The organism is Allostigmatella hybrida, assembly GCF_020103775.1.
Taxonomy (GTDB): Bacteria; Myxococcota; Myxococcia; order Myxococcales; family Myxococcaceae; genus Hyalangium; species Hyalangium aurantiaca.
Genome location: NZ_JAHXBH010000005.1, coordinates 126754 through 141557 on the forward strand (window position 1 = coordinate 126754; position 14804 = coordinate 141557).

The window sequence follows — 14804 nt, forward strand, 5'->3', positions numbered from 1 at the left end:
ATGTCGTCACTCAACCCGCGTAGTTCACTCGCCCATTTCGATAGATGCCCACGGAGGTCTGCTTCCGATCCAACGCACCATTGCGGAAGCGCATGTTGATCGACACGCGGTCCCGGCCCGAGGTGTTGTGGTTCACCTTATGGAACAGGGTGCAATCCGTGATGACCAGATCGCCTGCCTTCGGGCAAAGCTGCTTCTGGCCCGGCAGGTCGCCGTGGGGCTCGCCGGACGGCAGGCGCTTGTTCCCATGGCTGCCCTCCACCACGTGCAGGGCCCCGGACTCCAGCGAGGTGTCGAACGGGTAGAGCAGGAAGTTGAACATCTGCCCCGCCCCGACGGTCTCCGGGTCGATGTCCTGGTGCCAGGGGATGGCCTGCCCCTCGCCGGCCTTGTGGTACTGCACCAGCGAGGCATGGAAGAGCCCCTCCTCCGGCAGCAGCTCGCGCACGATGTGGCGCAGGCGGGGGTGCTCGATGAGCGCCGCGAGGGTGGGCACGTGCGCGTGCCGGTCCACGTAGCAGTAGCTCGTGGACTGGTACTTCTTGAAGAAGTGCTCGGAGCCCTCGCGGGGCACCATGAGCGCCTTGTTGGAGATGAGCGCCAGCACCTCGGCCTGGAGCGCCTCCAGCTCGGCGCCATGCACGAAGGACGGCAGGTGGATGTAGCCCTGCGCCTGGAAACGGGACGTGTCGAACAGCCAGCGTGTGTTGTCCACCGATGGGCTCTCCATGGGGCACTCCATGACGTTCGCCGGTTACGGCGACGGGGATAGGGGTTTGATGAGCGGGTCCACCTCGGACAGGGCGGAGAAGTAGGCCCGGACCGCACGGTGGTCCTGAATCATCGGGTTCATCAGGCAGGCGCGCAGCACCCGCTGGGGCGAGCGCTCCAGGATGGCCTCCAGCAGCTCCACCTCGGCCTGCTTCATCTGCTTGACGAGCGTGAACTCGGGAAGGCGGGCCACGTGCTCCGGCGGCGCGAGCGCCACATGGCCCTCGGCCCCCATGCGGGCGTTGGTCTCGACGACGCACGTGCGGCAGCCCAGACCAAAAGGGTCCGGGACTCCCAGGTTGAGGATCAACGGGTCGCGGGCGAGCTGAAGCAGGTTCGAGAGCACGGGGGTGACGATGAGATCGTACCAATCGCACCGCCGCGCGGCCAGCCGTTCCAGGAAGGGCTCCGGAGCCAGCGCCTCCAGGGGTGTCTGTCTCACCTTGTCGGCCAGCTCCTGCTCGAGCGCATACAGGAACGAGGCCCGGTTGGGCTTCTGCCGCTGCCCTTCCCAGACCGCATTCCGGTTGAAGATCAAATCCCACGCGGGGATGACGATCGACTCGAAGGCCCGGTGGTACGCGGGCGCCAGGGCACACGCATCCAGGCGCTCCTTGAGTTCTGAGAAGATGCTCTGTCCCGACAGCCGCACATCGTGGACGAAGCCGAAGTGATTGACGCCAAAGTACTGAAGGTCGACCGCCGCCCGCGGCTGCTGGAGCAGCTCGGCATACGCGGAGCGCAGGACCTCCGGGTAGTCGCAGATTCCCACCGCGGGCAGCCCGAACCGCTCCAGCATGTACTGGGTGACGATGCTGCACGGGTTGGTGAAGTTCACCAGGGTGTAGGGCCCGGCCTTGCCCCGGAGCGTCTCCAGGAAGGGCGTCAGCCCCACGAGGGTCCGGATGGCGTTGCTGACCCCCACCATGCCCAGGGTCTCGTCGGCCACCAGCCCCTGGGCCAGGGCGATCTTCTCATCCAGGTCGCGGGCGGCCATGCCCCCGAAGCGGAGCTGGTTGAAGACGAGGCCATACTCCCCGTCCAGGCAGGTCTCGAAGTCCGTGGTGAAGTCCGTCCGGAGCCCCGAGGCGCGCGTCAGGTGCCCGCACATCCGCGCCACGGCCTCGAGCCGCTGCCGGTCCCGCCCGAAGAGGGTGATGCGGCGCAGGTGCGAAGTGACTCCCGCGCGGTGCAGCGACTCCACCAGCAGCAGCGTGTAGAAGCTGCTGCCGCCCAGGATGAACAGGCTGGTCTGTGCGCCGCTCACGGGAGTGCTCGCAGGGGCCTCAGCTCGTGGGGAGCTGATACTCCACGGCCTTGGCCCTCAGCTCCTGGTACTTGAGGATGAGCTCATCCTGCGTCTTCGTCTCATCGCCGAAGAACAGGCCGTTCTCCTCGCGCAGCAGCGTGAAGTGCTCGCGCAGGGTGTTCACGGCGAACTCCGCCTTCTTGAGCGTGATGGGCGTGCAGGACTTGCCATGCAAGTCATCGAAGAGGTCCAGCACGTTGGAGCGGAAGGACTCGATCAAGTACAGCTTGTGAAGACTGTCATTGCCGCGCAGGGCCTGCCGCCAGCGCTGGTTGATGGCCGCCTGCCATTGCAAGACGGGCTCGACGGCCTTCATGGCCTCCAGCCGCTGAAGCTTGTTCTCGTAGTGCTTCAGCGCGTATGTCTTTTCCTCGCGGTAGACGCCGAAGAGCCCCTGCGCATCCAGGCCGTGGGGGTTTCGCAGGAGGTGGTCGAAGAAGTTGCGCGTCTCGAACCGCTCGACGCCGTGGAACAACGGGGTCGCGAAGCCGTTGTTGTTGTAATGCTGGCGCGGGTCGAAGCGGTACATGTACCCGAAGTCGAACAGGAAGATCTTCTGGCCGTCGTCCAGGACATTGCCCGGGCAGAAGTCCCACTCGAAGAGGCCGTTCAACTCCAGGTTCACGATGGTGCCGAAGAGCTGGTCATACACCCGGCCGTCGAAGCGCTGGAGCCGCTCGCCTTCGATCCAGGGCGAGAGGATGACCCCATCCAGGAAGGAGGCGTACTGGGTCTCGACGATGTGGGTGAACAGCGGGGCCGTCTCCGGCTGGCGCTGGAGCGCGGTGATGTCGCGGCGGCGCTGGACCTCGTTGAGAAACGATGTCTGGCCATCCACATTCTTCACCAGACTCTCGGCCCGCTTCCGCTTGAGCGTCCAGTGGCGGCCCCCGGCCTGGATCCGGTAGACATAGGCCGTCAACCCAGACTCGATGGCCTTGACCACATACTCGCTCTGGGGCGTGGTGTGGGCCAACTGCTCCACGGGCAGCGGCAGGGCGGACTTCTCGCCCACCTCGATTTGCTGGCCGCTTGCCTGGAACGCAAGCTGGGACTGTTGTCTCTCCTTTTCCAGACTCATGGGGGCCTTCTACCGTAGATTTCCCAGCGTCGCCAGCCCTGCCCGGGCCCCCGGGACTTCCGTTGACACGGCATTTTGATCCACCTAAAATCCAATGAATTGGTGCCGTGCCGTAAGGATTAACCTGTGTCATTGCTGTCCATCCTTGAGCGTCATCGCCTGCTGGACAGCGAAGCCCTCGCCCACATCCGCCGGTTGCAGCGTGACAAGGGCTACCTGGTCGAAGAAGCCCTGAAGGAGCTGGGGCCCGCGCACGCGGGGGCCGCCGAGAGCGCCGCGGCCCTGCTGGAGCGGGAGCGGCGCCGGGCACTGAACGTGAAGGGGCTGCGCCGCGTCTTCTCCGAGCTGAGCCGGCACCGGGGCGCCGCGGCGCTGCTGTTCGTGTTGAGCGCGGGCAGCGCGGTCTTCAGCTTTCCCTTCGCGTTCGCCTGGTATCTGGGCACCGTGTTGCAACACCTGCGATACAGCCATGATACCTCGTCGCTGTGGGTGTTGACGGCGGTGGCCGCCACCGTGCTGGTGACGGGAACGTTGCTTGAATTCCTGCTCAACACGTGGGCCGCGCAATGCAATTTTCACATCACCCAGGGGCTGGTGATGCGCTGCTGGGAGCGTCTGCTCCACATGCCCTATGTGCTCTACCGGCGTCAGGAGCAGGGGCGGCTGCTGAGCCACCTCACGGATGTCCTGGAGGTCTTGCAGAAACACCAACTCTACACGTTGCGGAACCTGCTGCGCTCGCTGTGTCTCATCGTGGTCTCCGCCGTGGCGCTGCTCTCGTTTCACGTCGCGTTTGTCCTCATCGTCGTCCCGGCGGTGGTGCTGACGTGCGGGGTTCCCATCCTCCTCTCGGACCGGGCCACCCCCTCCCTGCGGCAGGAGCCGAAGCTCATGGGGCGGCTCAGCGGCTTTCTCAAGGCCGCGTTCGCCTCGCACTGGCTGCTGCGCTTCCAGGGCGCGGAGGCGGTGGAGCGCAGGCTCGCCCACATCGCCGCCGGGCACTTCAACAACCAGGCCCGGAAGTGGCTGACCTGGAATCTGGCGTACAACAGCCGGGTCACCCTGACGCTGCTCAGCTTCTTGTCGGTGCTCTGGATTGGCGGCTCGCTGTATCTGGCGGGCACCATCAGCCTGGGGGACCTGGTCACCGCCTACGTGCTCGTCACCATGGTCACCCCGAAGCTGGACGACGTGTACCGCATCTACGTGTACGGCCAGTCCATGCAGGCCAACTACGACATCCTCGACGAGCTGATGAGCGCGCCAGTCCAGGAGGCCCCGGGCCCGCGCGAGGGGGAGGCCCCGCGCATCACCTCCTTGCGGCTGGAAGGGGCGAGCTTCCGCTACCGTCCCGGTGAGCCCGAGGTGCTCCGGGACGTCTCCCTGGAGCTGCGCCGGGGGCAGCACTGCGCCATCCAGGGCGAGAGTGGCGCGGGCAAGAGCACGCTCGTGGATGTGCTCCTGGGCTTGCTCCACCCCGACACGGGCCGGCTGCTCGTGAATGGGCAGCCCCTCTCCCCCGCGGAGCTGCCGGGCTTCTGGCGCCGGGTGGCCCTGCACGACCAGGCCAACTTCGTCTTCCTGGACCGCAGCGCCGCCGCCAACGCCACCCCCGCCCGGGGGGATGCCGGCCACGGCGAGGCGTGGCAGCGGCTGGCGGACCAGCTGGGCCTGCCCCTCTGGGGCCACAAGCGCCCTTCCGAGCTGTCGGGTGGAGAGCGGCAGCGGATCTGCCTGCTCAGGACCCTGGCCACCCCTGCGGACATCTACATCTTCGACGAGCCCACCTCCGCCCTGGACGAGGCCAATGCGCTGCTGGTGCTGGACAGCATCCTCGCCCTGCGGGATGCCATCGTCCTCGTCATCAGCCACGCCCCGGAGGTCCTCCAGCGCTTCGAGCAGGTCCTGCGCGTCGAGCAGGGCCGCGTCACATTGAGCACGGCCGCCCCGGGGCATGAGCGGGAGCCGGCTGCGTGAGGGCCCTGCTGCGCTACCTGCGCACCGGCTACGGGGCCTACTGGGCGATCCTGCTGGGGTTGATCGCCTTCGTCTCCCTGTTCTCGTTCGTGATTCCCAGCAGCTTCAAGGTGGTGGTCGACTCCTTGCTGCCGTGGGGCAGCACCCGCCAGTTCCACCTGTTCTGCCTCTTCGTGCTGCTGCTGGTGTTCAACCGCACGGTGCTCAATGCGTTGCAGGACTACCTGTTCCTGCGCCTGCGGCAGCTCATCGAGAAGGGCCTGCTGAAGCGCTACTTCGAGTCCGTCATCACCCTGCCCATCACGCGCCTGTCCGCGCTGGGGGAAGGCGAGCTGGTCAATCGCATCTCGTTGATTCTCACCAACTTCCAGATGCTGCTGCCCGAGTTCGTCTACTACTGCGCCTATGCCTTGTGCGTGTCCCTGGCGGTGATGGGGGTGCTGTACCTGGTGAACCCGGTCTTCCTGCTCATCAGCCTGGGGTTCCTCCTCCTCCACGCCTTCAACTTCGCCCTCCACCACACCGCCAGCCGCCGCTTCTCGACGGCCTACGTCACCTCCAAGGGACAACTGGCGAGCGCGTACGTGGACATCTTCAAGGGGCGCAAGCTCATCACCCTGACGGGGACCGAGCAGACGATCCTCCAGTCCCTGGAGCAGGACAACCGGACCATCCATCAAGCGGCGTTCCGGCGCGACCTGGCCGAGAGCGGCCAGGCCCTGGGGCAGCAGATGCTCCACGGGGCCACGTACCTGGCCCTGGTGTCCCTGGGCGCGCTGGCCATGTTCGAGGGGCGCCTGACGGCGGGAGACCTGGCCCTGAGCCTGCTGCTGGTGGGCTTTGCCTACGAGCCGGTCTACCGGCTGAGCCGGCTGTCCAAGGCGCTGGCGGAGGCGGATGCCCAGTTCGCCCGGGTGCTGCCGGTGCTGGCGGAGTCCTCCCGCCGCGCCCGCGAGACCGTGAGCCCCGGGCGCCTGGAGCGGCTGGAGCTGCGGGGCGTGACGTTCGAGCGGGCGGGCCGGGAGCTGCTGCGCTCGGTGGACTTCGAGTTCCTGCCGGGCCATGTCTATGTCATCCAGGGGCCGAGCGGCGGCGGGAAGACCACCCTCTTCCACCTGCTCGCGGGGCTCGTGCGGCCGACCCAGGGACAGGTGCTGTGGAATGGCCGGGACGTGAGCACGCTGTCCCCAGCGGAGCTGTCCCAGTGGATGACGTATTGCCCCCAGCAGAGCCTGCTGCTGGATGGCACCGTGGAGGAGAACATCACCCTCTTCGGCAACACGCCCGACTCGGCACGTCTGGTGGAAGCCTTGCACCGGTCCACCGCCAGCCTCTTCGTGCGCGAGGATCAAGCCGCGTCCTGGAAGGTCGAGAACGAGGGCACGAACTTCTCGGGCGGCCAGAAGCAGCGGCTGCACCTGGCCCGCGCGTGGTACCATGCGGCGCCCGTGATGCTGTTCGATGAGCCCACCGCCAGCCTGGACACAGACACCGAGGAACTCTTCTTTCAACGCCTCTCCGAAGCCGCCGCGGACCGCATCCTCTTGATCATCTCGCATCGCCCTGGGGCGCATCGCCATGCCAGCCAGGTGCTGCGGTTGGCGCAGGGCACCCTGCGGCGCCTGGAGTAGACCGTGCTCGAGTTCCTCTACCGCCTGTACGAACGCGACGTGGGCTCCGGGGACTACCGCGGCACCTTGCTGCTGGCCTTCGGCGTGGTGGCCTCCGGCATCGGCCTGCTCGCCACCCTGGCCACCCGGCCCTTGCACGAGGTCTACACGGCGGACGGGCGCGTCGAGCCGGGCCGGCTGGAACAGTTCCTCAGCGAGGCGGACGGCCTCATCCAGCAGAACCGGCTCGAGCTGGGCAAGGTCTATGCGCCGGGCGAGCCGGTGTTCACGGCCGCCCCGGGGAGCAGCGGTGGCACGCCCCGCGTCTACGCCGCCCCCTGCCGTTGTGTGGTGCTCCGCTCGGACCTGCTCCACCGCACCACCGGGCCCGTCCGGGCCGGGGAGCTGGTGGCGGAGTTCGCCGACACCACGCATTGGAAGGTGCGCTTTCCCCTGGAGGGGCGCTGGCAGGGCGGCATTTCGCCGGGGGCTCAGGTCCACGTGCTTGATGGAGACCGGGCGTCGCTGGTGGGCGCGATCGAACGCGTGTATTCCCTTCCCGGGGAGACGTCCCACGGCGAGGCGTCCGCCTCGGTCCCAGGCGGCCCTGGGCTGGCGCCAGGCCACCGGGTGACGGTGAAGGTGGAGATGCCACCGGTGTCCCTGTGGCGGCTCTTCGTGGAGAGCCTGGGGCGGCCTGCCCGATGAAACCCACACATCCCTTTCCGGGGTACGAGTCTTTAGCGAGCTGAACGGGAGCGACAATGCGCACGAACATGCTGCAGGAACTGATGAAGCAGGAGCATGGGTGTCATGGAGGCGAGGGCTTCATCCATGTCTTCCGCGCCTTCACGCGCAAGGACTCTCCCGTCCAGGTGGACTTCATCGACTTCGTCATCATCCCCAGCGGGGCCACCATTGGCCGCCACCGGCATGGCGACAACCGCGAGTGGTACGTCATCATCAACGGCCACTGCGAGATGCTGTTCGGCAACGAGCGCGTCCAGGTCAAGCCGTGGGACGTGCTGGTGAATCCGCCCTCGGGCGAGCACGCCCTGTACAACAACTCCGGCCAGGACGTGACGCTGGTGGTGTTCCAGGTGAGCAAGGACGGCGACAGTGAGCACTGAGGACATCCTCCAGACGGAGCGCCGCTACCTCAACCAGGGCATCTCCGAGGAGGCGGCGCTGGGCGGCGTGGCCTTCACCCACGGCCGGGGCACGCTGCTGTTCGACGCGGAAGGCAAGCAGTACCTGGACATGTCCGCGGGCATCTTCACCCAGTCCACCGGGCACGGGCACCCGCATGTGACTGGCAGCATGCACCGCCAGCTGGACCGGCTGTGGAACGTGCACGACTTTCCCACCGACGCGCGCGCCGCCCTCTGCGAGAAGCTGGCGCAGCACTTCCCCGAGCACCTGCAGACCTTCGCCTTCTTCACCACGGGCGCCGAGGCCATCGAGGCCGCCATCCGCGCCGTGTTCGGCGCCGTGCCGCCGCAGCGCCAGCGGCTGGCGGCCCTGCGCTACGGCTTCCATGGAAAGACCATGGGGGCCCGGATGCTGGTGCACTGGGACGTGGGCACCACGTCCTTCTCCGGCAACTCGGTGCTGGGCTATCCGGGGTACTGCTACCGCTGCCCGCTCGGACGCACCTACCCGAGCTGCGAGATGCAGTGCGCCCAGCTCGTGAACAAGCACATCAGCAGCAAGAAGAACATCGCGGCCCTGTTCTTCGAGCCCATCCAGGGCGCGGCGGGCGTCATCGTTCCCCCGCTGGAGTACTGGCCGATGATTCAGGAGGAGTGCCGCAAGAACGGGGTGCTGCTCGTCGCGGATGAAATCGTCACGGGCGGGGGCAGGACGGGCGAGTTCCTCGCGTGCTCGCTCTTCAACGTCCAGCCGGACATCGTGGCCGCGGCCAAGGGGCTCTCCTCGGGCTTTCCCTTCTCCATGCTGGCAGGGCGCAAGAGCCTGCTGAACGAGGGGGAGTTCGCCCAGGGCGGCGCGGCCTCCTCCACCTTCGGTGGCAACCCCCTGAGCATGACGGCGGCCCGGGCCACCCTGGAGGTGCTGGAGTCCGAGCAGCTCCTGGACCGGGTGAAGCGGCTGGGCGCCCGGCTCCGGGAGGGGCTGCTGGCGCTCAAGGCGGACTTCCCCTTCGTGGGGGACGCGCGGGGCGTGGGGCTGCTCTATGCCCTGGAGTTCGTGACGACGCCCCAGGGCAAGGAGCCGGATGCGGCCAAGGCCCGCTTCTTCTTCCGGCGCTGCATGGAGCTGGGGGTGAAGACGTGTGTGGGGGGCCACATCATCCGCATGGGGCCGCCCTTCACCGTGAGCGAGCAGGAGCTGGAGCAGGCCCTGGACGTGTTCGGCCAAGTGCTCAAGCAGATGCATGACCAGAAGGTCTGAGCTTCCCAGGTGAGCGCCATGACAGGACAGGTCTCCCGTACCCAACTCGAGGCGAACCGCTCCCGGTTGATTCAATCCTTCCAGGGCCAGCGCTGGCTGAGTGAGCCCAGCGGCCAGGACGCGGGGCTCGACATCGAGGACTTCGTGCAGCTGCCCGGAGGGGCCAGCCCCTTCGTGCTCACGCTGCTGCGCTTCCACGGCTCGGGCAACCGCTACTTCGTCCCCCTGCGCGTCACCCCCACCGCCGGGCAGGAGGCGCAGCTGAGCGATGCGTCCTATGACGCGGGGTTCATCACCGCGATGCTCCAATGCATGCGCGAGCAGCGGACGCTCACCACCGAGAAGCAGCGCGCCCTGCATTGCCGGACCCGGATGCCCTCGCCGGGGACGCCCGCCCTGGAGGTCACCCCCTTCAAGGTGGACATGTCGTCCAACTGCCTCAGCGAGCTTCGCCACGGGGAGGACCGCTGGGTCTGCAAGCTCTACAAGCGCCTGAGCACCGATGGAGGCAATGAGCTCCGGGCCTTGCAGCTCCTGGCGGGCAGCGGCCTCGCCCCGGAGCTGCTGGGCTCCATCACCTACGAGGACGGCACGGGGCTCCAGGCGCTGGGGGCCATGACGGCGCTGGTCGAGGGCGAGCCCATCTACCTGCCGCTCAGCCGTCACATCAAAGCCCTCATCGCGCAGGTGGTGGCGGCCCCAGAGGAGGCCGGCACCTTCACCCGCGGCGGGCTCGCGGAGCTGGAGCCGCTGTGCCGCAAGCTCGGCGAGCAGTTGCTGCTCTTTCACCAGCGCCTGAACCAGGGGCTGGGTGCCTCGACGGGCGAGGCGGCCCTCTTCCAGCTCGCCCCCTACCTCGACACCCACCGGGCCCGCTGGGAGCGGCTCCATGCCGCCGTGGCGCAAGATGCGTCCCTGCCCGCCCCCTTGCGCGCCCAGGTCTTGCGGCAGCTCCAGCGGGTGTCCCACGACATCCTGTCGCCTGGGAAGCTGCGCCACCTGCCCCCGCTGCCCGCCACCATCGCCCACGGAGACTTGCACCTCTCGCACATCCTCGTCGCCGCTTCGGAGGGCGCTGCGCCCCGGCTCTCCATCCTCGACGTCTCCCCGCGCAGCCTCGACGCCCAGGCCCCCGCCTTCCTCACCCAGACCGTGTTGCAGGATCTGCTCAGCCTGCTGCGCGCCATCCAGTACTTCGCCTTCGATGAGATCCTGGATGGCATCAAGGACGTGCTGGGCAACACCCAGCTGGAGGCCACCCGGCTCGTGCTGGAGAACCCCGGCAGCCTGCCGCCCTCCTGCCAGGCCCAGCTCACGGTGCTCTCGGATTGGAGCAAGGGGCTCTTCGGCTGCATCGAGCGCGCGTACCTGAGGGCCTTCGAGCGCGGCACCGCGCTGGACATCCACCCCAGCCATGCGCGGCTCTTCTACGTCTGCCGGCTCCTCCAGGAGCTGGAATACAACTACAGCTACAACCGCGACTTCTTCAAATACTGCGACTTCTACTACCTGCTCCACCTGGAAGGGCTCGAATAGAGCGACGACGTCATGCACATCCTCGAGTGCTATCTGGAATGCGGCGGTTTTGATTACAGCTTCATCAAGGGCGGCATCTCCGTCTACACCTGGAACCTGGCCAGCGCCTTCCGGGACGAGGGGCACCAGGTCTCCGTGCTCACCGCCGCGCACGGCCGCCTCGACTACCTCCAGAAGAACTACCCCGTGGAGGAGCTGCCCTACCGGCGCCGCTACACGCTGCCCCTCCAGTTGGATCCGCGCGTGTGGCGCGGCTTCGAGCCCCGGCAGGAGCTGGAGCTGGAGACGCGGGCCTACCGGATCCGCCACCAGGGCGTGGACCTGTACTTCCTGTGCAATGACATGCTGGACCGGTACAGCGACACCTTCTATCCGCCCTACGAGAGCAAGGGAAAGGACCTGGGCTTCTTCAAGCCGCTGGTGTTCCAGATGGACATGGTGCTCTTCATCCGCGAGTTCTTCGCGGACGAGAAGCTGCTCATCCACGCCCACGAGCCCTTCTACCAGTACCTGCTGCCGCTCGCGTTCCGGGACGATGCCAACAAGCGCATGGTGAGCACCGTGCAGAGCAACATGCCGGTCAACAAGAAGGTGTACCGGCCCGAGCTACAGGCCCAGCTCGACTTCCTGGGCGTCCACGTCGACCTGGCGCCCTTCAACGACGCGCCGCAGACGGATGCCTTCAGCCGCTGCCTGAATGGGTACCTGCCCGAGACCCACCTGCACTACCCCTACCCGGACGATTACATCGCCTTCTACCCATTGCTGCTCAAGTACAGCGACGCCGTCGACTTCCTGTCCGAGGGACACCTGGAGTTCTACCGGAACTTCGAGGGCACGGCCTTCAAGGCCATGTTCCGGCGGCTGAAGGTGGCCGAAGTCACCCAGCGCAACGAGCAGAAGATGTTCGTGGGCTGGTGCGCCATCAGCGGCCGCTGGCACCAGACGGACTTCAGCCAGTACCGGCGGGAGGACGTGCTGCGCGGGCTGGGGCTGCGGCCCGAGCTGCCCACCTTCTTCCACAACGCCCGCTACGCGGTGCACCACAAGGGGCAGAACGAGCTGGTGCGCGCGGCGCGCAAGGTGTTGGAGACGGGGGCGCAGTGCAACTTCATCCTCCGCTGCCTGTCGGGCAACGGCATCCCGGATCCGGCCTACCACGCCCTGGCGAAGGACTTCCCGGAGCAGGTCCGCCTGGAGTGGCACAACCGGCCCGAGGAGGACCTCGTCGCCATGGCGGCGGCGGCGGACTTCGGCCTCTTCCCCTCGAAGTTCGAGATGGACACCTTCCTCATCGCCCAGGGCGAGGCCATGCTCGCCGGCTGCGTCCCCATCGCCAGCCGGCAGCTCGGCATGAAGCACTGGCGGCACAGCCGCGCGTTCTGCGGGGCGCCCAGTCAGGTGACGGGGCTGGATGTGGTTCGCTCCTTCCTGGCCAATGACGAGACGCTGGTGGACTCGCTGGTCCGCGCGCTGCAAGAGGCGCTCGCGCTGTACCAGGACCGTCCCCGCTACAAGCAGCTCTCCCAACGGGCGCGGGCCCGGGCCCAGGAGTTCACCTGGAAGATGAGCGCACAGGCCCACCTCAAGGTCATGGAGCCGCTCTGGAAGGCTCCCCGGACGGTGGGCACCGCCGCCCCCGGCTCCCGGCCCGCGCCGGAGCCCGCGCAGGGCTGGAAGGCCGCGATCAGCGCCGAGGGCGAGCTGCTCGGCCTGCGCCGGCGCGAGCCCACCTCGCCCGGGCTTCCGGACTTGAGCGACACGGCCTCGGAGGCCGGGCGGAAGCTCCAGTACCGCCTGGACGGTGCCCGGCAGGTCGAGTCCTTCTTCGAGGCGGAGGGCGGACGCTTCGAGCGGACGCTGCTCACCCGCTCGGCGGACACGTTCGAGGCGCTCCTGCCCGCCGCCGCCCGGCAGAAGCCGCTGTTCCTGCTCGTCACCCTGGCCGATGGCAGCCAGTTCTGGGATGGAGCGGTCCATGAATGACCTCCGCGCGGTCCTGCTGGCCGGCGGCTACGGCAAGCGCATGGGGCGGCTCGGGGCCACCCGGGTGAAGCCGGTCATCCCGTTCGGCACCCGCTGCCACCTGATGGACTTCAGCCTGCACAACGCCCAGCGCTCGGGGCTCGACGAAGTCCTGCTGATGTCCCGGTACAACGAGGAGCAGCTCCACACCTACCTGCGCGAGACGTGGCACTCTCGGATTCCCATCCACTTCGGCCCCTTCAACGCGCTGCACCGGCAGCCCGCCGAGCAGGTGTACCGGGAGGTGCAACGCGCGGATGAGAAGGGCACCGCGGATGCCCTCATCCAGAACCGGCCCTACATCGACACGCCGCCCTACCGGCACACGCTCGTGCTGCACTCGGACCATGTCTACCTGTTCGACTACCGGGACATGTACCGCTTCCACCTGGAGCAGCGCGCGGCGCTGACCATCGGGTTCCAGCAGATCCCCCTGGAGTTCGTCTCCCTATTCGGCATGGTGGAGGTCGACTCGCGGATGAACCTGCGGGCCTTCGTGGAGAAGCCGCCCCAGCCCACCTCGGACAAGGTCTTCACCGCGGTGTGCCTCTTCCGCAACGACATCCTCTACCGCTACCTGGAGGGCTTCCAGGGCACCGCCTGGCAGCACGACATCAGCCGGGATGTGATTCCGCGGATGCTGGCCGAGGGGGAGGTCATCAAGTGCTACCCCTTCCCGGACTACTGGGAGGACATCGGCACGGCGCACCGCTACCACCGGGCCCACATGAACCTGCTCCAGGGCATCGGCGTTCCCCTGGAGGAGATGCCGCGCGTGCTCCCCGGCGGCGAGCACTCCGTGCGCACGGAGACGGGCCGGGTGCGCCAGTCCATCGTGCCCGCCGCGCTCCGGGAGGGCCCGGCCCATATCAACCACTCGGTCGTCTTCGCGGGGGCCACCGTCGGGGAGGGAGCCTCCATCGAGAACAGCGTCCTCCTGCCCGGCAGCCACATTGCCCCCGGGGTGCGCGTGAAGGACTCCATCGTCTGCGCTCACGAAGTGATTGAGTCGGACTTCATCGGACGCCTGGAATAGGGACACAGCGCACATGGCTCACTACGTGGTGATCGACATTGGAGGCACCAACCTCCGCAGTGCCGTCTTCGACAGCGCCACCCAGCAGCTGCTCGACATCGGCCGGGGGCCCGTGGAGAACTTCCTCAACAACCCCGGCGTGCCGCCCGGAGAGCTCTTCGACAAGCTGATCCAGCAGGTGCTGGGCCACATCCGCGCCCACGCCGCGCGCCACCCCATCGCCGGTGTCGGCATCTCGTTCCCCGGCCCGGTCAATGAGCGGGGCGAGGTGCACAGCGCGCCCACCCTGTGGGGCAGCACCCTTCGCAGCGTTCCGTTGCGCGAGCGGCTCCAGCAGGAGCTGGACGTGCCGGTCGCCGTCATGAACGACATCTCCGCGGCCGTGTACCGCTACCAGTCCTGGTTCAACGAGGACTTCGGCGTCATCACCATCAGCTCGGGCATTGGCAACAAGGTCTTCGCGGGCGGCCGGATGCTGCTCAACGGCCAGGGACTGGGGGGCGAGCTGGGCCACCACAAGGTGGTCGAGGGAGACAACGCCCTGCCCTGTGACTGCGGCGGCCAGGGCCACCTGGGGGCCATCGCCTCCGGCCGGGGCACCGAGCGGCTGGCGCGGCTCTGGGCCCGCCGGGAGCCCGCCCGCTTCCAGGGCTCCGCGCTGTGGCGCCTCGCGAATGGGGAGGCCGAGCGCATCGACACCCACGCGGTGGTGTCCGCCCTCCAGGAGGGCGATGCGCTGGCCAGCGACGTGGTGGCCTTCGGCCAGGCGCACCTCGCCGCGAGCCTGGCGCTGCTCTACAACGCCATTGGCGTGAAGCGCTTCGTCCTGATTGGCGGCTTCTGCATGGCGCTGGGCGAGCGCTACCTCGCCGGGCTGAACGCCCAGTTGGCCCGCTGTGACTTGTTCTGTTTGTCCGAGCCGGAGCGTCTGGCCATGCTCCGCCTGGGCCAGAACGATGACGACCACAGCCTCTACGGCCTGGGCTACTACTTCCTCCAGTCCTCCCCGGCAGACGTCCGGGCGGCGTGACGCAGCGGGAGCCGGAC

General features: G+C 67.7%; 12 protein-coding genes. 9 read left to right on the top strand and 3 right to left on the bottom strand.

The genetic code is table 11. From position 1 onward, the window contains the following. Window positions 1–10: 10 nt before the first annotated feature. Genes KY661_RS11365 through KY661_RS11375 form a run of 3 tightly spaced genes read right to left on the bottom strand, consistent with a single transcriptional unit; the run spans window position 11 to window position 3161 of the window. Window positions 11–730, bottom strand: a complete 720-nt coding sequence (locus KY661_RS11365; protein WP_075009586.1) for a phytanoyl-CoA dioxygenase family protein — start codon at window positions 728–730, stop codon at window positions 11–13. 24 nt (window positions 731–754) lie between these two features. Then, window positions 755–2038: a family 4 glycosyl hydrolase gene (locus tag KY661_RS11370; protein ID WP_225410228.1), complete on the bottom strand. Its 1284-nt coding sequence runs from the start codon at window positions 2036–2038 to the stop codon at window positions 755–757. Window positions 2039–2057: 19 nt separating this feature from the next. Next, entirely contained in the window at window positions 2058–3161 is a 1104-nt protein-coding gene (locus tag KY661_RS11375; RefSeq protein WP_225410229.1) for a protein kinase family protein, read from the bottom strand. A gap of 126 nt (window positions 3162–3287) precedes the next feature. On the opposite strand from KY661_RS11375, the gene KY661_RS11380 reads away from it, so the two are divergent. Genes KY661_RS11380 through KY661_RS11420 form a run of 9 tightly spaced genes read left to right on the top strand, consistent with a single transcriptional unit; the run spans window position 3288 to window position 14787 of the window. Continuing rightward, window positions 3288–5138 carry an ATP-binding cassette domain-containing protein gene (locus KY661_RS11380; protein WP_225410230.1) on the top strand — a complete coding sequence of 617 codons (1851 nt, stop codon included), beginning with the start codon at window positions 3288–3290 and terminating at the stop codon, window positions 5136–5138. Continuing rightward, complete coding sequence (locus tag KY661_RS11385; RefSeq protein ID WP_225410231.1) at window positions 5135–6769, top strand: ATP-binding cassette domain-containing protein; 1635 nt, start codon at window positions 5135–5137, stop codon at window positions 6767–6769. The genes KY661_RS11380 and KY661_RS11385 overlap by 4 nt, the downstream gene beginning before the upstream one ends. Before the next feature lie 3 nt (window positions 6770–6772). Beyond that, complete coding sequence (locus KY661_RS11390; RefSeq protein WP_225410232.1) at window positions 6773–7456, top strand: HlyD family efflux transporter periplasmic adaptor subunit; 684 nt, start codon at window positions 6773–6775, stop codon at window positions 7454–7456. Window positions 7457–7512: 56 nt separating this feature from the next. Continuing rightward, window positions 7513–7878 (top strand): cupin domain-containing protein, encoded by a 366-nt coding sequence (locus tag KY661_RS11395; protein ID WP_075009591.1) that lies wholly within the window; start codon window positions 7513–7515, stop codon window positions 7876–7878. Then, entirely contained in the window at window positions 7868–9160 is a 1293-nt protein-coding gene (locus KY661_RS11400) for an aspartate aminotransferase family protein (protein WP_075009592.1), read from the top strand. Before KY661_RS11395 ends, KY661_RS11400 begins: the two co-directional genes overlap by 11 nt. Before the next feature lie 18 nt (window positions 9161–9178). Then, a complete protein-coding gene (locus KY661_RS11405) occupies window positions 9179–10696 on the top strand; it encodes a phosphotransferase (protein ID WP_225410233.1) in 1518 nt (505 codons plus the stop codon). Between the two features lie 12 nt (window positions 10697–10708). Next, on the top strand, window positions 10709–12682 hold the full coding sequence (locus KY661_RS11410; protein WP_225410234.1) for a glycosyltransferase: 1974 nt from the start codon (window positions 10709–10711) through the stop codon (window positions 12680–12682). Beyond that, window positions 12675–13757 (top strand): sugar phosphate nucleotidyltransferase, encoded by a 1083-nt coding sequence (locus KY661_RS11415; RefSeq protein ID WP_225410235.1) that lies wholly within the window; start codon window positions 12675–12677, stop codon window positions 13755–13757. Before KY661_RS11410 ends, KY661_RS11415 begins: the two co-directional genes overlap by 8 nt. Window positions 13758–13770: 13 nt before the next feature. Next, a complete protein-coding gene (locus tag KY661_RS11420) occupies window positions 13771–14787 on the top strand; it encodes an ROK family protein (RefSeq protein WP_225410236.1) in 1017 nt (338 codons plus the stop codon). Window positions 14788–14804 lie beyond the last annotated feature (17 nt).